At 64.5% G+C, this 19,237-nt stretch carries 16 protein-coding genes and 1 other RNA gene; 3 read left to right on the top strand and 14 right to left on the bottom strand.

Going from position 1 to position 19,237, the window contains the following annotated elements; genetic code table 11:
- Positions 1–1,050, bottom strand: coding sequence for a serine/threonine-protein kinase (locus tag AKJ09_RS23435; RefSeq protein ID WP_169927791.1), 1,050 nt, complete (start codon positions 1,048–1,050; stop codon positions 1–3).
- 50 nt (positions 1,051–1,100) lie between these two features.
- Entirely contained in the window at positions 1,101–1,700 is a 600-nt protein-coding gene (locus AKJ09_RS53210) for a hypothetical protein (protein ID WP_169927790.1), read from the bottom strand.
- Between the two features lie 83 nt (positions 1,701–1,783).
- On the opposite strand from AKJ09_RS53210, the gene ssrA reads away from it, so the two are divergent.
- Positions 1,784–2,147, top strand: a transfer-messenger RNA (tmRNA) gene (ssrA, locus tag AKJ09_RS23430).
- A 630-nt stretch (positions 2,148–2,777) separates the two neighbouring features.
- On the top strand, positions 2,778–4,019 hold the full coding sequence (locus AKJ09_RS23425; RefSeq protein WP_169927789.1) for a DNA methyltransferase: 1,242 nt from the start codon (positions 2,778–2,780) through the stop codon (positions 4,017–4,019).
- On the opposite strand, the gene AKJ09_RS23420 is transcribed toward AKJ09_RS23425, so the two are convergent.
- Both AKJ09_RS23420 and AKJ09_RS23415 read right to left on the bottom strand, forming a co-directional pair.
- The gene (locus AKJ09_RS23420; protein WP_146649434.1) at positions 4,005–4,739 is read right to left on the bottom strand and encodes an MAE_28990/MAE_18760 family HEPN-like nuclease; all 735 of its coding nucleotides are present in this window, start codon (positions 4,737–4,739) and stop codon (positions 4,005–4,007) included. The two genes, AKJ09_RS23425 and AKJ09_RS23420, sit on opposite strands and share 15 nt — an antisense overlap.
- On the bottom strand, positions 4,736–5,770 hold the full coding sequence (locus AKJ09_RS23415; protein ID WP_169927788.1) for a GmrSD restriction endonuclease domain-containing protein: 1,035 nt from the start codon (positions 5,768–5,770) through the stop codon (positions 4,736–4,738). Before AKJ09_RS23415 ends, AKJ09_RS23420 begins: the two co-directional genes overlap by 4 nt.
- Positions 5,771–6,423: 653 nt before the next feature.
- Here AKJ09_RS23415 and AKJ09_RS23410 point away from each other — a divergent pair.
- Positions 6,424–6,975 (top strand): hypothetical protein, encoded by a 552-nt coding sequence (locus tag AKJ09_RS23410; protein WP_146649432.1) that lies wholly within the window; start codon positions 6,424–6,426, stop codon positions 6,973–6,975.
- Between the two features lie 220 nt (positions 6,976–7,195).
- Here AKJ09_RS23410 and tnpA read toward each other — a convergent pair whose 3' ends face one another.
- From tnpA to AKJ09_RS23370, 10 genes are all read right to left on the bottom strand, one after another.
- Positions 7,196–7,642, bottom strand: coding sequence for an IS66 family insertion sequence element accessory protein TnpA (gene tnpA / locus AKJ09_RS56225; protein WP_420814256.1), 447 nt, complete (start codon positions 7,640–7,642; stop codon positions 7,196–7,198).
- A gap of 564 nt (positions 7,643–8,206) precedes the next feature.
- Positions 8,207–9,004: a hypothetical protein gene (locus AKJ09_RS23405; protein ID WP_146649431.1), complete on the bottom strand. Its 798-nt coding sequence runs from the start codon at positions 9,002–9,004 to the stop codon at positions 8,207–8,209.
- Between the two features lie 1,318 nt (positions 9,005–10,322).
- Positions 10,323–10,520, bottom strand: a complete 198-nt coding sequence (locus AKJ09_RS53205; protein ID WP_169927787.1) for a hypothetical protein — start codon at positions 10,518–10,520, stop codon at positions 10,323–10,325.
- Positions 10,521–11,043: 523 nt separating this feature from the next.
- Complete coding sequence (locus AKJ09_RS23400; protein ID WP_146649430.1) at positions 11,044–11,883, bottom strand: tetratricopeptide repeat protein; 840 nt, start codon at positions 11,881–11,883, stop codon at positions 11,044–11,046.
- Entirely contained in the window at positions 11,876–12,517 is a 642-nt protein-coding gene (locus tag AKJ09_RS23395) for an RNA polymerase sigma factor (protein WP_146649429.1), read from the bottom strand. The genes AKJ09_RS23400 and AKJ09_RS23395 overlap by 8 nt, the downstream gene beginning before the upstream one ends.
- Before the next feature lie 7 nt (positions 12,518–12,524).
- A complete protein-coding gene (locus AKJ09_RS23390; protein ID WP_146649428.1) occupies positions 12,525–14,258 on the bottom strand; it encodes an IgGFc-binding protein in 1,734 nt (577 codons plus the stop codon).
- Complete coding sequence (locus AKJ09_RS23385) at positions 14,255–15,568, bottom strand: RCC1 domain-containing protein (RefSeq protein WP_146649427.1); 1,314 nt, start codon at positions 15,566–15,568, stop codon at positions 14,255–14,257. The genes AKJ09_RS23390 and AKJ09_RS23385 overlap by 4 nt, the downstream gene beginning before the upstream one ends.
- Entirely contained in the window at positions 15,565–16,818 is a 1,254-nt protein-coding gene (locus tag AKJ09_RS23380; protein WP_146649426.1) for a hypothetical protein, read from the bottom strand. Before AKJ09_RS23380 ends, AKJ09_RS23385 begins: the two co-directional genes overlap by 4 nt.
- Positions 16,815–18,008, bottom strand: a complete 1,194-nt coding sequence (locus tag AKJ09_RS23375; RefSeq protein ID WP_146649425.1) for a hypothetical protein — start codon at positions 18,006–18,008, stop codon at positions 16,815–16,817. Before AKJ09_RS23375 ends, AKJ09_RS23380 begins: the two co-directional genes overlap by 4 nt.
- Complete coding sequence (locus tag AKJ09_RS23370; protein ID WP_146649424.1) at positions 18,005–19,222, bottom strand: hypothetical protein; 1,218 nt, start codon at positions 19,220–19,222, stop codon at positions 18,005–18,007. Before AKJ09_RS23370 ends, AKJ09_RS23375 begins: the two co-directional genes overlap by 4 nt.
- Positions 19,223–19,237 lie beyond the last annotated feature (15 nt).

Below are 19,237 nucleotides of genomic sequence, written 5' to 3'. Positions count from 1 at the left end.
TTAGCGAAGCGGTTCTCGGTCGATCTTCACATCGATGGAAAGCACGTCCTCGTTCGACGCCACCAGCGCGCGACGATCGCGCTCCAGTGTCACGAGGTCCCAATCATCCTGCGCGCGGTTCTGATGGGTGGGCAAATCCCAGTCGGAAATGATCTGCAACGGATCGGCTTCGGGTACCGATCGATCGACGATGCTCGTCGGCGACGGCGGCGCGGCGAGCATCGCGAGGAACGCTGCGGCGTCGGCCGGACGACGCGTTCGATCGACGGAGAGGGCTGTGTCGATCGCGCGTGCCACCGGGTGCGCGAGGTTCGGCAGTCTGTGCAAGATCGACGGAGCCCGGGTGAACGCGATCGCTTCGGCGAGACGATCGCTCGGCACATCACCGAACGGTCGCGTCCCGACGAGCATCTCGTAGATGACGACCGCGGCCGAGTACACGTCGGTACGCGCGTCGAAGTCGCGCACGCCCTTCAGCTGCTCGGGCGACATGTATGCCATCGTCCCCATCACGCGATCGGTGTCCGTGAGCTCGTCGCCGTACGGCGAGGATGTGTCGAGCACCTGAGCGGTGCCGAAGTCGAGCACCTTGAGGAGATGTCTCCCGAGCCCGATCTCGATGAGGAACAGGTTCTCCGGCTTGATGTCGCGATGAATGACCCCGCGGCGATGCGCGGCGTCGAGCCCGCCGAGCATCTGGTACGCGAAGTCCATCGCGACCGCGATCGGCAGCGAACGCTCGCGCCCAAGGCGCGTGGCGAGCGACTCGCCGGTCAAGTGCTCCATCACGAGGAAGGGCCGCCCGTCATCGAGCTTCCCGAAGTCTGACACGGCGCAGACGTTCGGATGATGGATGCCTCCGGCGACGCGGGCCTCGCGCTCGAGGCGTCGCACGGCCTCGTCGAGGGACGCTTGGAGTGACGTCGCGACGATCTTCACCACGACTGGCCGACCGAGCCTCAGGTCTTCGGCCAGATAAATGCGCCCACTGCCACCGCTCGCAAGTTCGCTCTGGACAGCGTACCGACCGCCGAGGGGCGCCGTGAACATGAGCCAAGGATAGCCGTGATTGATTTGCGACGCCCGCGTGGGCGTTGTGTTCAGTCGTCGCTGCCGACGTTGCGCACGACCTCGATCTCGGCCTGAGCCAGACACGCGCCCGAGCAGTTGCGTCCCGAGATGGCACGGTCTTCGTAGCGCCACTGGAGCGGCTCGACGGGATCGTCCTCGACGGCTTCCCCGCGAATCAGGCGCCCACCGAGCATGTGCTCTGACTGCCATCGGCAGCCGTCTTCCCAGTCGAGCTCGGTGGTCAGGCGAAGCGTGAGGACGTTCCCGACAACCTTGCCGTCGTAGACCTGATCGTCGAACGAGGCCTGCGCAGCCCCGTCCCCCTCGCAGGGGTACATGAGCTTTCCGGGGCCATGGCTGATCCGCTCGTCGAGCACGCACCCAGGCCCGGTATCGATCTCGCCCGCCATGAGCTGGGCGGTGCACGTCTTCTTCTTCTCGGGCTTCTGCGCCGCGCCGGTGTCGGCGTTCTCTGCCCCCGCGTCGACCGGTCCAATCGCAAGCTCGACCGGCGCGACGACCCCCGCCCCTGCCCTCGAGCAGCCGCCGAGGCTTGCCGCGGCGACCGCTACCGCGACGGTCGGGAGCGTCGCGAGCGCCGAGAACAGGCAGAAGAAGAGGGGGCGCATGGCCTTTGTCGAGGTCGTTTGGCCGATGCCCCCTTGCAGCGGAGCCGACCTGGACGTAGGTTCTCCTAGCCTTTCGGCCAATTGGGGGCGATCGGCTTCGACGGAGATCTCGACCATCTTGCTGCGTGCCGTGGCTGCTGAAAGACCACGTAAAAATCTTTCGGCAAACACAATTGCGAACGATAACGCAATTGCTCTCGCTGCCTAACTAGCAGGTCTGAGAGCCGGTTGACCAAGGGGCCTGCCAGTGCCTCTGGAAGACCGTCATCAAACTGGCTGGCCGAGCCCCGGGTCACCGGGGGCAAGGCGAGATCAAACAGGTGAATAGTCCCGAGGAGAGCGCGCTGGCCCGCGCAAATCGGGACGATTCAAATGGCCAGATACGCACGTAGAAGCAGATGGCCTCGGAATTTTCGGACCCGGGTTCGATTCCCGGCGCCTCCACTTAAGAGTCTCGTTCGAGAGGGGGAGCTGCGCCTCCCCCTCTCGAGCTCTCCCCTCGCTCCCATCGCGATGTCATGCGTGGCGCGATCAGCCGGTGGGACTCGCTACGCACGACCAGATGCTCGATCGACGCGGGTACAGCGGGAGCTGCGCCTCCCCCTCTCGAGCTCTCCCCTCGCTCGCATCGCGATGTCACGCCCGGCGCGCTGAGCCGGCGCTCCTCGCTCGGCACCACGAGACGCTCGCTCGCCGCGGGGCAGCGGGAGCTGCGCCTCCCCCTCTCGAGCTCTCCCCTCGCCCGCATCGCGATGTCACGCCACGGCGTTGATGGGTCGATCTTCGACAAGAGCCCGCCTTCGTCGGTGTACAGCACGCGCTTCCTTAGATCGCGATGAGCGGCCAGAGCGTTCTTGAACCGCTGCGTCATCGCGGCGACACGATACTCCATGCCCTTCGTCTCCGTGACTTTGCCCTTTCACTCCAACCGTTCGACGGTGAGGAGGCCACATCGAAGCTCGACGCTCAACCACTCGAGCGCGATGCTTCTGTCCACAACGAGGGCCGGCGTCACCGCCACGAGGGGAACCTCCGACGATGTGAAGCCGGTCCATGATACGAATGGGCCATCACGCGATGACGGAAGCGCTCCCCCTCGTTCTCAACCCGAAGCGTCTGGCTCGGGATGAGGGCGTCGATACCTGGTACCCGTACTACGCGGGATTTTCGTCACGCTTTGCCTCCGCCGCAATTGCCGAAGCGGAGCTCCGGCCCGGCTCACTCGTGCTCGACCCTTGGGCGGGGAGCGGTACTACGCTTTGCGCAGCGGTCGAGGAAGGTCACCGTGCGGTCGGTATCGACCTGAACCCATTTGCCGTCGTCCTTTCAGCAGCCAAGCTCTGTCCTGCCCCCGAACGGCTGAAGGCCGTCGAAGTTGCGCGGCCGCTCGCCCGGCGCATCGCTACGTCCAGTGCCCCCATCGACGAACTTGAGCAATGGATGCCAACGTCCGCGGCGCGCCGCGTGGAAGGTATCGCAACGGCGATACGTCGCGAGTTCGACATTCCGGCCGACTGGACCGCCATCCCACCGGGCGCCGCGTTCCTACTGTTTGCACTTGTACGCGCTGTCAGCGACCTCGTCCCGCGAACGCGGGTCTCAAATCCCACCTGGTCTCGGCCGGGCGCGAATATCAACATTTCGACGCGGGATATCTCCCGCGACTTCGTCCGCATCGCCGAGCAGTACGCGAGTGTGAACCCTCCTCGGAAGGACCTGGCTGACAAATCGCGTGTTGTGCTTGCAGACGCACGCTCGCTCCCCATAGCGTCGCGAAGCGTCCACCTGATCCTGGGCTCCCCCCCGTACTGCACGCGCATCGACTACGCAGTCACCACCCGCTTGGAACTCGCCGTGCTAGGGTGCGACGCCGGGGCGTTCGCGACGTTGCGGCGCGCGCTTATGGGCACGACTGCGATCCGGTCTCCTCGAACAGACGAAATCCCCGAACATTGGCCGCGCCGACTTCGCCGCGTGTTGGCAAGCGTTCGAGACCATCCTTCACACCGGTCGAAGGGTTACTACCTTCGCAACCTGCTTCAGTACTTCAACGACGCAGACGAATCACTTGCTGAAATTCGCCGGACGCTGACTGCACGCGGACAAGCACTTCTCGTTCTGCAATCGTCTTACTACAAGGAGCACGAACTTGATCTCGCCGCGCTTTTCGCCGACATCGCTCGCGAGATGGGGCTGAGCGCCGAGATCATGTTTCGCATGCCGGTACGGCGAGTAATGACCTCGCTCAACAGCAAATCGCGCCGGTACCTCGACACTCGGAGCTACACCGAATCGCTCCTGCGACTACGGCGGCACTGACGCGGTCGGAGCGAGATGCTGACCGTTGGCAAGCGTCTCGTAGAGTAGAAGCTGTACCGCATTCATCAGGGTCGAGACGAACGACTGCAGCTCGTCCCACTTCGACTGTCCGAGCGGGGCGATCGTTGTGCCATGCGCGATATCGTTGCGCATGTCCACAAGCTCTTTGAGCCGTGGATACAGCGCGATCTTGGAGGCCGAGAGAATCTGCTTGAGGGCCTCAGGATCGACGCCGACGTTTCGACAGACCTTCTCAACGACCTCGTAGCGGACATTGGAATCAGTCTCGATCCAAGCGCTCGGATCGAAGAAGACAACTGGTTGCCCGAAAGCACGGTCGATATCGTTCATCTCATTCAGGATTTCCTGAAGAAACGCCTTGGTGTCTGTCAGGCTCCTATTGTCGATCGTGTGCAGGATCCGCGCACGATGCGAGCTATCGAGCAGAAGTGCATGCTTACGAACCTTAAAGCGCGCCAGGGCGCTGCAGATATTTGCAAACGGGATGTTCGCCTCGGAGATGCAGCGCAGAAATTCGGCGAAGGTAATCCGAAAAAAACGTTCCCAGTAAGCGTAGAGCGCGGGCACTAACGACGCTCTCGCTTGTCCCGCAAGCGCCTGAGGACACGCTACGACGATGCGCGAGAGGGTAGCGATGCCCTCCGTACATTCTTTGAACACCGGATCAGTTCCCGCGAGGAAGTCGGTCGCGCAACTCATTTGAGCGGATACGACCGCGCCTTGTCGACGCGACCGCGAGTCTTCTTGCGAGAGTTGCTTCCAGCGCCCGTGAGGCCCTCCGCCTTCGCAGACGCCACGAGCTCGTCCAGCTTTTGCGCAAGCGCCGCCGGCTCCAGCTCGAAAGCGTCATCGATGTTGAAGGCCACGGCGAGCGACACGAGCTCAAAAACGGTCGGTGAGAACATACCCCCTCCGCGAGGGCGAAAAATGGCCCCGTTGGGGACTGCCGCCGCTATCACGGCCCACGTTTTCTCGAAGAGGCCGCGTTCCTGATCGTAGTCGAACTCGATCTTTTGCGATGCCACATGCTTCATGAATTCGGTGAGCAGTTCGCCGACGTCGTGTTTAAACACGTCGTGCCAGTTCTTCATCGTGAAGAAGCGGAGCGTGAGTTCGTCTGCGCGAGCTGCGCGAAGCTCATCGTCGTCCAACTTGATTGCCTGACGAAATGTTGGCAGCTCGGAGGTCTTCTGAATGAAGTCGGGGAACTTATTGTCGAACAGACGAGTGGCGCAATTTCGGACCTCTTGCTCGCTTAGAGGCTCGCCGCCGGAGTTCAATCGCTTGAACACCTCGTACTTGTAGGAAGAGTGGGTCTCTCGCTTCAGGACGTAGATTTGAATGCGTGCCCTCTTCAAGTTGAGCTGGAGGGACGTCGGCAACCTTACGAACGTGAAGCCACCTAACTCGGACAGGTACTCCGTCTCGCGAAGCTGGAGAGGCTCCGCCAGAATGTTCTGCGTATCGTCGTGCCAGTCGACTTCGTTCTTGCTCGCACCACGACAATCGGCCGGGACGTCCTTCCCGCTTCCCATGAACTTGATGATGGTGGAAAGACGTTGGAGCCCGTCGAGCAACTCCCATCGCCCGTCATCATTCTCGTAAAAGAACACTGGGGGGAACGGGATCTCCAGGATCAAGGATTCAATGAACAGGGTCTGCTGGTCGCGATTCCAACGAAACGTTCGCTGGTAGTCGGGACTGATCTGGATGTCCTCGGCCTTGTGCATCGTGATGAGCTCCGAAAGGCCATAGGTGATGACCTCGTGTTTGATCTCCTTCCGATGCTTTTCGACCTGTTCGAGAAGAAGTTTCGACATTTTCGTGTTCTCCGCGGGAACGCAAACGGCGAGCATACGTCGTCGTCGCGGACGAGCCAACGCCCCCCGCTCTCGCTGGTGAGAGCCGACTGGCCGTCCTGGTGGGCGTGGAAGCCTTCGTCTTTCGCTTGCACGCCGCTTTTCGAGATCGAACGGGCGGCGCCGTGGTCGAAGTCCGCAACTTTGTCGATCGTGCATTCAACCCCCTCGTGAGGAGCACATGTCCCACCGGCGACAACCGTTACGCGCGGCGCGACTTGGAAACAGGCGCCGTCAGGCTGCCGAAAGCTCGACCTTCGCGAGGGAACGAGGCGGAACGCGGCGGAACGGGATGGAAGGACGGCCAGCGGATGTCGCGAAGTGAACTGGGCCAAGGCCGCACCACGCTTCGTCTTTCGGTTGCTGCCCTCTGTAGTAATTCGAGCCCCGGCGCATCCACCTGAGAACCTCGTTCGAAAGGGGAGCTGCGCTTCCCCTTCCTCCCTCCCCAGCCCCCTCCTCGCGCATCCACGCCGCCCAAGGACGATCGAACCGACACCGCGGCACGCGACGGTTGATGGCGTTTGGATAGCAGCGGCCTCGCGCTTTGGACTCGACCTGTCGGGGCTTCGCGTTTTCCGGGGGTCGTTATCGCATGTGCTGTTTCCGTTGATGACCGCACGCCGGCGCGTCAAAAAGGTTCGCGCATGTCCTTCGTCGAGTTCACGTTCGACAACGAGGAGGCGTACGCGCGCCTCGGCGCGGTCGTTGGCGCCCTGGCCAAGGCAAAGGCCGACGACGACTTTCGGGATGATGAGTTTTGGACACGTTTCTTCGACGACGACGACGCGCTTTCGCGTTTCTGGTGGCCGACCGAGGCGGAGCGCCACGACTGGCTGCGTCGCTGGCAAACGACGCCGGCGGACAAGCGGATGGATGACCCGAACCTCGTCACGCCGTGGGACTTCGGGTCGATGATCGACGCGTTCAGAAACGGTGAGTATCACCTGATTCGCCTTCGACGTGTACGGCCCGACCACGCTCGGCTGGAGTACGAGCCCCATGCATACCCATACGGGGAAACCGGCTGCGTGCGGCCCTCATCGAAGGGTTCGGCTTCCGTGTCACCCACGTGAAGGAGTAATTGCAGGGCGTCACGCCGCCTCCATCATCTCGAGTAGCGCGGTGCTAAACTCCTCCAGGTAGGGTCGCTCACAAGTCAGATGATTCATGGCCGACCGCGCAGGCCCCACCGAAAGTGAGCAGCGATCGGATCGCGACGCAGTACCTGGCCATCAGCAGCGAGCGACGCGGCCGAGGCCGAGGCCGAGACCGAGCAGCGGGCATCGCTGGCGCCTACCGACGGAGCAACGAATGCGTCCTCGGTCGTGTCGACTCCTTCCGACGGTTCCGGTTTTGGCAGGCCAGTTTCGGCTCGAGCCGGCTCGTCGGCGTCGATGCACTCGTCCAGATTCGTGCCGGAACGTGCGCCTTCTGCTGGGATTCCTCCTGTTTTCGATTCCCGGCGCCTCCACCTGAGAGTCTCAGCATGTGGCCGGTGCGGAGGAGGACTGTCACCGGCTCGCCGCGGCGCGACTCTGACTTCACCCGCACGGGCAACAGCACGGGCTCCGGCTCTGCCGCGTTGGCCGTCTCGACGGCCGACAGCTTTCGCTTCCACCAGTGAAGTCGCTGCGGAACGATCCCTCGCTGGCGCGCATATCGCTGGAGCGACAGACCGGTACGCCGCCACGCGTCGAGAACTCCGCGAGCTTCGACCTCCGACCACTGACCGCGCGCCATCGGTACCTCCCGACGCACGCTCCCGCAGAAACGCTACGACGTCACGACGGTGTTCGCCGTACGGGTACGATCGAGCGCTATTGTCGACGTCGCAGCAAGCTGGCGAGACGATTGACCGTCGCCCAGCGACGCCGGCTCACCGCCATGAATCAGCGCGAGACGTTGAGGGAGTTGCGTCAGGTCTGGGACACGTAGAGCGGCGGTCGACGAAGCACCGACTGACATTGAGCCGCACCTGAGCATGCCAACTGCGGCAAATGGCGTCGATTTTGGTTCGGCGACTTTCACTACCGTCCCTTTCGACTTCACCGAAGTCGAGCGACTTTCGCCAGCGCCCTTTTTCGACTCCGCCGAAGTCCGGCGACTTTTATCGGTGCCCTTTTTCGACTCCGCCGAAAGTCCGGCGACTTTCATCGGCGCCCGCTTTCGACCGCGCCGAAGTCCGGCGACTTCACCGGCACCGCTTTTCGACTCTGCCGAGCTCTGCGGACTTTCGCGAAGCTCCACTCACGACGCTGCCGAAGTCCGGCGACGTTCACCGGACTTCGGCGTCAGCGCCGTGCGCTAGGGCGTCGGGGCGGGGGCAGGCGTCACGGGGTCGGGCTCGTCCTTGCCGCGACTCACGGGGCTTCGCGTTGCCGCGACCAGTGATGGGTAGGTCACCTCGACGTCTTCGTCCTTGCGGAACACGAACCGCCCCGCGGCGCGGACCTCCCCGTAGAGCTCGTCGAGGACGGTCCACGCGCGCTGGGTGAGGTCGGCCCACGACGCCGCGTCACCGCTCGCTCCGAGCCCGAGGCCTCGGAAGATCGCTTGCGCCAGGCGACGAGCCGACGCGACGTCGTCCTTTCGCCAGTGCTTCGAGTCCTTGCTGATCACCGAGCGAACGTCGTCTTCTTCGTAGAGGTCGGCGACCTGCTCGAGATCGTTGGCCAGATCTTGGAGACCGCTGCCAGCGCGGATGGCGACGAGGCGCGAACCCACGTCGGCGTCGTCATCGAAGTAGTACTCCAGCACGCGCAGCATGCGCCCGCGCACGGTCTGCGCATCCTTGAGCGTGACGGCCGGCACCATCGCCTCGGAGCGCAGCGCATCCGTCTGCTGTTGCTGCTGCCGTGCGTACCAGACGGCGAGCGCAACGTTCGCGAGCCGCTCGAAGTCGGACATGTCGAACATGCCTGACTTGGCGACGATCTGAAGCCGCGTCCGCCGCGGCTCGGCGAGATCACGGATCGCTACCGAATGAGCGATGGCGGCCGCGATCTGCACGTCCAAGCGAACCGAGGTGAGCGCTTCACGCGACAGCGCCTCGAGCGACGGTCGCAGTTTCTCGAACGCCGCCTTCGCGGAGGCTTCGTTCATGGAATGCACAACCGGACGCTTCGTCTTCGCTTTCTTCGTCATGTTCCCCCTCGACAATTCGAGTTCGAGCCGACCTTACGCAGGCGCGCCCCCGTCCGTCAATCGTCGCCGCCGCGCGGCGCGGGCCTCGCGAGCCGTCGCTCTCCGACCGATGTCACCGGCCTCGTGTGGCCCGGGCGATTGGTCGTCGCCTCCAACTCATCGAAAGTACCGAGTTGCAGTGCGGGCGCGAGACGCGCTTCCGGCGCAAGCTTCGCGGCCTCTGTCCGAGCTGCGCCGGGCGGCGCATGGCCATCTCCAATCACTCAGGAACGCGATTCGCCGAACGGATACCATCGTTCATCGCGTTCTTGAGAGCGCACGGCGCGGCGAGGTCGCAATCGTCCGGGAATTGTCCTCGCGAGGTCCCTTTTCGCCTCGGCGCCCACGATTCGGGCGGCTCATCGCGTTCCCTGTTTCGCATCGGGAAGCACGGCGAGGGCTTTCACCAGCACTGTTTCGTCTTCCGTCGAGAGCTTGGTTGCGTCGTGAATCGAAGATGCAGCCAAGTCGCCGGCGATCTCGGCAATCCGGACGCGGTCAGCTTCCGTGGCGGACGCCCCCGTGAGCGCAACAGCGGCCGCGACCCGGGCGTGGGGGGCGCATCCGGATGCTGGGCAACAGTCCACAACGCATCCCGTGGGGGACTGGCCAAACGTGGCGCTACGCCATCGCCGATTCGCCGAAGGTGCGCGACCCATTCTTCGGCGCTTCGGTCTCCACGTTCGAGCACGGCCAGATTCGGCTCGGGCGGCACCTCTGCCCGCTTCCGTGACGGTCGCCGTGACGCATCGACGGCATCGCGAAGTGCTCGCTCGATCCGTTCCGCCGCCCAATCGCTCCAGACAGGAACGTAGACGACGGGGGCACCGCCGCGCGCGACGACGACGCGGTGATTCGGTTGCGTCCATCGAAATTCCCGCGACACTGCGGAGACCTCGGTATACGGAACGAATCTCTTGAACCTCCCCAACCAAGAGACCGAAAAACCGTCCGCACCGAGCTCCAGCTTGGCCGTAAACTGAAGGCCAACGAGCGCGACGAAGAGGGACCCGAACGCGAACGGCACGAGATCGGTTGGCAAAAGCGGCGCTACGATAACGACGAACGGAACGACCAGCGCGAAAAAAAGGCGGGCCATGAGCGGCTGCGGGAGAAGGACCCAGAAACGGCGACGCTTCACGGCTCCATCTTTTGTCTGCGACGCCGTCATGATCGTCATGACGAAAGTGTACGCACTCTTTGCCCGAATGGCTTGGGAGCAAGCGACGCGGCAAGCTCACTTGGTCACGCCGAGAACATGAAGGAGAACCCCCATCGCGAGACGCGCGATGGCAAGGTCGCCGACCGTGGCGGGGTCCAAGATCGCCGCCTTCAACGCAACGATCAACAAGTCATCTGGCGTCGCTGCAATCGTCCCGGAATCGTCCTCGAGCGGGATCAAACGGTCGCCAACGGGACCAATCGGCGCCTTCACTTCGTCGCCAATGGCGCCTTTTGCACCCGTTGGGTCCCTTTCCGACCCGATCGGCGTTCTCCTGCGGCGCGAACACGCGACGATGAAGCGACGCCTCGACTTGCTCGGTCAACTCGCGTTCCGAAGGGCACTCCTCGCCGGCAGCGGGAGTCCATTCGAAGAAGACGAGCCCTCGCCACGAATCGGCGGAGGCCGTCGACCAGGTCAGCAGTAACGCGAACGCGATCGCAGCCGCGAAGACTCCCGGGTGAAACGAGCCTCTCGCCACTACGCACGTATATCGACAGCCTCATCGCGAGACTATCGCGATTCCAGGCGCCGCCGAGGGAAGCGTCGCCGCCCGAGGATTCGGGTGTAGAGGCCGCTTGTCTTCGTCTCGGCAACGACGACGGAGGGAAACAAGCTCCTTCGCGTCGTCGACGACGGTGTCGCCACGCCTACGTCGACCGTCATCGCGACGGCGCCGAGCGGCGTCGTGTACCGCAGCGTGACGCACTCGCCGATCCCCTGAGGGAGCCGCAGATCAGCGCAGTCGTTCGAGCGCCTCCGTCCGGTTCGGCGATCCCGGGAATGTTTCGAGCAGTAGTCGCCATGCCGCGCGCTCCTCATCGTGTCGCTGTAGTCTCTGCAAGCATTGCGCGCGACCGACGAGCGCCTGCTCGGCCAGCGAGCCCTTCGGCGTATCCGCGAGGTAGCGATCGAACAGCGCGAGCGCCGCGTTGGCCTCGCTTCGCGAGAGCAGTATCCGCCCAAGGACGATCCGCGACGTCGCCGCTTCGCGCGAGCCGGGGTATGCGTCGAGTAGGCGCCGGTACAATTTCTCGGCGGAAGCATAGTCACCCGCGCGCCGCGAGTTGTTCGCGCGCTCGAACAGCTCGGACGCGCTCTCGATCTCCGTCGCGGGATTCTCGGGCGCAGAAGGTGCCGGTTCGGGGAGCGCCTCCGCGGAGGGCTCGCTCCGAGCGATCGAGGCGACAGCAGCGACATGCGGACGTGCCGATGCACGCGGCGCCGGAAGTGACGACGATACCTCTGGTGGCGCGTTCGGCAGGCTCTCGACATCGACGCCGGCAGGCGTCGGTGACGGCACCGCCTGCATTGCGATCGGCGTATTCGCGGGCGCGGACGGCGCCGGCGGCGTCCGCACGAAGACGGACGTGAGGGCAGCACCTGCAAGGAGGGCGACGCCTCCGGAGGCGAGCCATCGCCACGAAGAGGTCCGCGGCGGTCGTGCCGCGCTCGCGACCGTCGCCTCGACGAGCCGGGAGACCCGATCCTCGGCGCGCGCGCGCGCGAGCGCCGAGCGGCCGCTCCTCGCGATCCTTCCCTCCGCCTCCTTCACGATGGCGTCGATGTCATTCATCGGTCGTGCGTCCTTTCGTACCGAGGCGATGCGAGTCCGAAAGGAGGCCGACGAGCCGCGGGTCCGCCTCGATCCGACGGCGCAGCGCCTCGCGCGCGAGCCTTAGCCGGCTGCGCACGGTGTTGACGGGTACGCCTGTCTCGGCGGCGACCTCGTCCACGTCGTACTCGAGTACGACACGCAAGAGGAAGGTCTCCGCTTGCGCCTCCGGGAGAGTCTGAAAGAGCTCGCCGAGCACGCGGCGGAGGCTCTGATCGACAGGCTCCGAAGCGTCATCCGCGACTTCTTCGCCGTCGTCCGCGCGCATCTTCTCTGCGAGGAGCACGATCCTCTTGCTCTTGCGACGCAACGCATACGCCGTCCGCTGGACGATCCGCATCGCGTAATAACGAAAGCTGCCGTGACCACGAAACGACGGGAGCTGCTTGATGACCGCGAGGAGGCCGAGCTGCACGGCGTCGTCGAGATCGGGGTGGTGCTCTCCTAGCGCGCTGCCCGCGACCCGAATGGCGTCCGGCATCAAGAGCTCGATGAGCTCGCGGATCTCCGCCGGATCGCCGGCGAGCGCACGCTCGCTCGGCGAGAACGCCTTGAGCGCGGCCAGAGAGTCGATGCTGCGCGCTGCGGCGCTCATCCGAGCACTACCTCACCACCGGATCGACGTTGTTCAGAGAGCGGATCGCCGCCCCGCCCGGATACCCGTAGCTCGCCCAGTTGTCCGTGCCCCAGATGGTCACCGCGGCCGGACCTCGGCTCTCGAGCACGTGCCGTCCAGCACCACAGGTCCCGGTGCCTACGGCCTGTGGCTCGAAGCTCTTCGTCAGGCGTACGCTCGTATATTCGTGCTTACCGGACGTTCCGACCGCCTGCCAACCATCGAGCGGGCCGGCGCAGTCCAGGACGACGGGTTCGAAGCTCTTGCCTTCCTCGCGCGACCGCACGACGACGAGCTGCGAGTTGCGATACGTCGGATCGACGAAGAAGACGTAGCGCCCGAGATACTGCTCCGTCGGTACCACCGACGTGAAGTCGGGATCACCTTCGCCGGTGCCCTCGATCGCCCCAGTCATGAACGCATACACCGCGATCGGATGGTCGGAATCCTGGCTTCGCACGACGAACGGACTCCGGCTCGTGAAGGGTACCGACTCGCCCGCGTCGATGGTCGCGGGCGAGCCTTCCGGCCGCGCAGGCTCGTAGGTGAGGACAGTGCCGTCAACGGCACCGGTGATTCGGAAGAGGTAATCCTCCCCGACCTCGGCGCCCGCGCGCGCGAGGTATGGGACGACAGCATACTCGCGTCCCATCGTGCCGACCGGGAAGAGCTGAAGATGCGCCGAATCGCAGCAGCAATAGCCAGTCGGAATATCCATGCACGCGTGAGAGGACCAAACGCCGATCTTCTTGTTTGCCGAGATGCGCGTCCCCGTCAGCTCGGGATCCTGCTCGAATTGAAGTTGTTCGCCGCGGCGTAGCCGATAGGTCTGCGGCACACCTCGCGCCGCTCCCTCGACGTCGCGGCCGGGCTGGATATGCTGGCTTCCGATCACCACCACGTCGGTGTCGTCCTCCGCCGCCACGATCTGCGTTGCGGCGTAGGCCGGTTTGCCGCCGCGACGCATTATCTCCGCAGGATTCGTCACGACGTAACCGCTCTTCCACGCCCTAACCGGAAGAAGGAGCGAGGCACCGGGGGTATGGCTCGTGGCTCCACCGAATGGATAGATGCTGTAAGCGCTCACCGGCGCCGTTGTTTTGATCTGGATGGTGGAGGCTCTCAGCGTGCCGTTGCGCGACGTGTCCTCGAGCGCGGGTATGACGCCGAGGGGACAAGGGACGTTCTGTGACTGGGATTGATTTCGGCTCGCGCTGAGGAAGAGCACGGCGACCTCGCCGGGCTGGAGCTCCCCGGAGAACGGCGCATACACGACCTCGCCATTCTCGGACCGCACGATCCTCGCCGACGTCGCAAGATCGAGCGACCTGCCGGCGTATTCGGCATCGATACGCGTAGGCGCGTCCCACGTGTTCGTGACGATGGCCGCGAAGCACGATCCGGCGCTCTCTGGCTGAGGAGAAGGCGGGACAGCGAAGAACTCGCATCCTGTCGATGCGCTGTCGATCTCGCACGCAGGAACGCACTTGGCGTCCGAACAACCTTCGTTCGCTGCACATGACTTGATCACGTGCGACTCGTCACATTCGTCGACGATCGCGTGAAGATCGCGCGCGCAACGTGCGACGCCGCAGCTCGACGACGATGAGCCTGCCTCCAGCTCGAAGGTCGGAGGGACATTCGGTGCGAAGGCTTTACGTTCGTCGCCACAGGCGAAGATCGCTCCGACGGCGAGAGCAGCAACCGCGATGCGTTTCATCGGATCTTCTCGGATTCTGGATGAGCCATCCCGTCGACCGTTCCGCGCCCAAGCTCGCCGCGAGTGTTCGCCCCCCAACACCTGATGGTGCCATCGACCCGCGAGGCGCAGGTCGATCCGATGGTCGTCGCGAACGAGACAACGCCATCGGAGGTGACGTCCTTCATCTCCACGGGATACTCGGCAAATTCCAACATCTCCGGGTCGAGTCCGAGCGTTCCCGCCGCGTTGGGTCCCCAACGGAAGAGGCGCCCGTCCGAGAGCAGCGCGCCCCCCTGCCCGTCCACGGACGAAATCGCGACCTCGACGACCGAGTTGGGACTTGGAATGTAGAGCTCGCCGTTCCTCGGATACCAGCGCTGGAGGCGTCCGTCGTCGCCCACGTAGGCGAACACGCCAAGCCGGGCGACTCCTGCGAGCGTAATCGGAAACGCCGTAGACGGTTTGACGGAGGAATCACCCACCGGCTGAGCGCCAAGTGTCGCGAGAACGCCTCCGTCGAGGAGGGTCATGATGGTGTCGTCGTCAGGTGAGGAGCCAATCGCGAGCGCTCGTACCGGAGGCGGAAAGAGCGGCATGATCTGCGGAGGGAACGTGTCCGAATCGTCGCCCGCGTCGATGGCGCCGCCGATGACGTCGTCGCGCCGCCCCCAACAGTAAAGAGCGTGGTCCGCGGTGCCGATAGCGCAGCCCGTGCGCGCACCGAGCGCGACGAAGTCGACCGGCGGGAGCGCCGGAACGCGTGTCGGCAGCGGTAGGGTCGCCTGCGTCGGCGCCTGGCCAAGCTGGCCGTATTCGTTGCGGCCCCAACAAACCACCGAGCCGTCCGACCTGCGCGCGCACGTGCCGAGATTCGGGCCGACGCTGATCTGCGTGACACCGTCGAGACCGACGACGGGCGCCGGCGTGGCGCCCTCGAGAATCGAGACGGGAGTACCTCGCCCGAGGGCACCGTCGCCGTTCACGCCACCTTCTGGCGCGGACACGGTGGACATCGTGTCTCGCCCCCAGCACCGCACCGTGCCGTCCTTCAGCAGACCGCAGAAGTGCCGACCGCCATTGCCGCTGACCGAGACGTAGCAGGGATCCTTTTCGCAGGTCACGTCGAGGCGGCGAGGCACGCCTCCATCGCGAGTGACGATCTCCGGCACGCTCGCGTCCTCCGGCACGCTCGCGTCCTCCGGTGAAGACGAAACGGATGCGTCCGGGGAAACGTCCTGAGGCGCGGGCTCCACGACCACCGACGTACACGCGAGGACGAGCCATCCGGCGGTGAAGAAGGCACCGATCGAAACGCGGCGCGGCATCATGGCTTGCCTCCCTCCGCCGTTGCGCGCGTTCGCAACGCAGCGAAGCCGCCGCGCCCCGTCGCCGACGCGCCGACGATCCACGCGTCGTCCGCGCTCCCCGCCCAGACCCCGTTCACTTGCTGGACGACCGGAAGACCGCCGACGGACGTGGGGACGTCCTCGAACTTCGTTCCCGTCCATCGGCAGACGAGGAGCCCGTTGGAGAACCATCCATCCATCGGCGTCGCCGCACCACCGAAGCGCCCGTTGCACGCGGGCATTTCGGAAACGAGCAACTCCTCACCGAGCTGCCCGTCGGCGCCAATCGGCAGGATGCGCGTCGAGCTGCGTCTGGGATCTTGCCACCGCGTATACCAAAGCTGGCGTGGTTGGCCGACCGGGGTTCCTCGAAGCGAGTAGACGGACTCGCCGTCCGAAGCGGAAGTTTCGATCGACCAGGCAGTCCCATCGTAGTGGGCAATGGCGGCACGGGAGACGCTCCCGGCATATTCACCACCGCCAAGGTAAACGTCCTTGTCACCGAATCCCCAGACGGAGAACCATTGGTAATATCCGCCGGTAACGCTTATCGGCACGAAGCGATCGACGGCGAGCGCTCCGCTGCCGTTGTCGCGAAAGCGAAGAATCGCACTCCCAGCGGCCACCCATAGCGCGCCCGATGAGGGCGTGCCCCAGACGCTGTTCACCCACGCGATGCCCGTGTAAATCGGCGCGAGCTGCTCCGTCGGGTACTCACGGAAGACGGCCGGTCCACCGCCCGTCGGCGCATAACGAACGATGTAGTAGCGATCTTTGTCCGTGGCCACGGCCCATACGTTGTCCTTCTTCTCGGCCCAAATCGCGCGAAAGGAGATCGTTTCTGGAGTGGTCCCCGTGTACTCGTAGACCTCCTTCAAGGACGTCCCGTCCCAACGGAGGATGGTTTGGGTATCCTTCGGAAGCATCCAGGCGTCGTCGATACTCGACGCAGAAACCGCGATGAGCGGTGCCAGTACCGGCATGGACACGTAGCAGAATCCGCCGCGACTACACTTACCTGGCACGGCGGCAGTCGCATCGGGCACCTCTTGCGCGGCATCGGGCGCGGCATCGGGCGCGGCATCGGGCGCGACCTCAGGGCCGGCATCGAGCACGAGTGGCGGCGACGGCGGCGGCCCCGACCCGACCTCGCTGTTCGCACATGCGAAGAGGAGGCTGAGCGCGAATGCCGTGCCGACGCTGAAAGCGCTCACTTTACGAGCGAAGATCACGCGCCCCTCCTCTCGAAGTGGATCACCACGCCACCTCCGACGATCCACACATCGTCTTTCGAGCTACCCCAAACCCCGAAGAGCCGTGGCTTCAGGCCTGCACCGTCGAAGGGCGTCGCGAGCTTCGTCCAGGACTGCCCGTCCCAATGCAGGATCGTGCTCTCGTCGCCGACCGCCCACACGTCGTCGGGACCGAAACCGAAGACCCCTCGGAGAGTGTCATTCACCGGAGTCTCGATGACCTCGAAGGCTCTCGACGGGATCGCGGAGCGCGTCATCCGACGGGTGACTCCCCCTTCTCCCACGAGCCAGACGACATCCTCATTGCCCCATATGCCGTGCAGCTCCCTCACGGTACGGCTATCGAACTCTTCGTGCCGCCACACCGTTGGCTCGGTGTCCGACCGGACGACGCGCATGACGCGAGACCCCGACCACACCGCCACCGCGAGGCTCGTCGCCCACGCTTCGTCCGCGCGAGTCATCGCGACCGCGCCGTATCCGGAAGTGAAGTACGTTTGGTCGTTTCCGCTGTAACCCAAGTGCTCGGCATCGACGAGAGCGCCACCCTCGCCCCAACCGCTGCACTTGATGAGCGTCCCGGGGGGATCGTATTGCACCCATCCAAGACGCGCGATCCAGACGCTACCGTCCCTCCCACTCAGGCCAAAGGGCGCGTTGCCGGTGGCAGTGCCCGGAGGATAGAAGTGGTAGGAGGACCATTCCGTCGCGTCCCCCTTCCAGCCGGTGGAGTGGCGCAGCACGAGACCATCGACGATCCAGACGTCGTCGGATCTACCGACCCAGACGGCTCGCATCGTGGCCGACGACGTTGGGTCGTTCTCGATGACGTGCTTTTCCCACTTGGAACCGTCGTAGTGGACGACCGTACGGTTCGTTCCGACAGCCCATACATCGCTGGCGCTCGATCCCCAGACCGACGTCAAGTTGATGCTCGAGTCGATGGGAGCGGAAGCTACACAGAGCCCCAAGACGGCGCACGAGTCGATGCCCGCTTCAGCGTCGACCTCGGCGTCGGCCCTGTCTCCGGAGCCGTCTGCGACCACACCGCTGTCAGCGCCGCTCCCCGCGTCGGCCGGTCCCTGCGGGCCGACATCTCCTTCGCTGGCACACGCCAGTGGCACGACGACGCTAATGACGCCACCGATTCCGATCCAGCGGAGTCTCATCGCGTGCCTCCTTTCTCCGGACACTCCTTCATCAGGCACTGACCGTTGACGCATGCCTGGCCCTCGATGCCGTCGCATCGAACACCGCACGCTCCGCAATTGAGAGGATCGACGAGGAGGCTCGTCTCGCAGCCATTCGAAATGTCCGCGTCGCAATCGCCCCAATGGCTCGAACAGCGGTATCCGCAGACTCCTTGATCGCAAATCGGTCTACCGTGCGCAGGATCGGCCACGCCGAGAGACGTGGCTTGGAGAAGCCGAGAGCGGTTGTCGCCAGGGCAGTAGAACCCGCATAGTCCGCAGTTGTCGGGGTCGCTGTTGAGATTGAAGCAGGGGGCACCGCAAGGACAGATGCATTTGCCGTCCGAGCAAGACTCGCCCGGGCCGCACTCATTCCCGCATGTGCCGCAGTTCTTCGGGTCGGAAGTGATATCCGCGACCTCGCATCCGTCGCCGTTGGGATCTCCGAGGTCGTGGTTGCAGTCGGCGTGCGGTGGGTCACACTTTGGCTGCTCGCAGATGCCGAACGCGCAGCCGTAGTACGCGTGCTGTTCCGGTGGCAACGGCGGCTTGTTGCTCTCCGGGCTCTCGGGACAGGCGTTGCCGCACGCGCCGCAGTTGTCGTCGCTGGAATAGAGGGACACGCAGCCCGCTCCCGGACAGTAGGTGTCGGAGCCTTTGCAACCGCACCTGCCTGCGTAGCAAACGTCGCAGACAGTCCCGCATGCACCGCAGTTTTTCGGGTTTTCGAGGGTCTCGACTTCGCAGCCGTCCTCGACGTTGCCATTGCAGTCGGCGTATCCGGGCGAGCAGACCAACTGACACGCCGCGTTCGAGCACGTCATGATGGCATGAAACGTCTCCAGGAATGCTTCGTCCTGCCGACAGCGAACCCCGCACGCGCCGCAATTCTCGTCGTCGGACGAGAGATCGACGGCGCAGGGGAATGGCTTGTTCGGACAAGCCACGCGCCCCGGGGGGCACTCCGTCGACGGACAAAGCTCAGCAAGCAGATCCGGCGAGACGTCGGCGCCAGCCTCTTCCGTCTCGGAGCCGAAGACGGGAGGGCCCTCCTTCGCGAGGATCTCGCGCCCGGACGAGCAGGCGCCCCCCGCGCTACATAGGCTGGCCGCGACGACGAGCACCGCGACACGACGAAGCATGAGCGCCTGGGCCATGGCCTTAAGTGATCGCTCGCCGGCGAACTTGATCACGAGCCACGGCGAATT

The sequence above is a fragment of the Labilithrix luteola genome (assembly GCF_001263205.1).
GTDB lineage: Bacteria > Myxococcota_A > Polyangia > Polyangiales > Polyangiaceae > Labilithrix > Labilithrix luteola.
The sequence above is the reverse complement of the archived record's forward strand: the minus strand, read 5'-3'. Positions and strand labels throughout refer to the sequence as shown.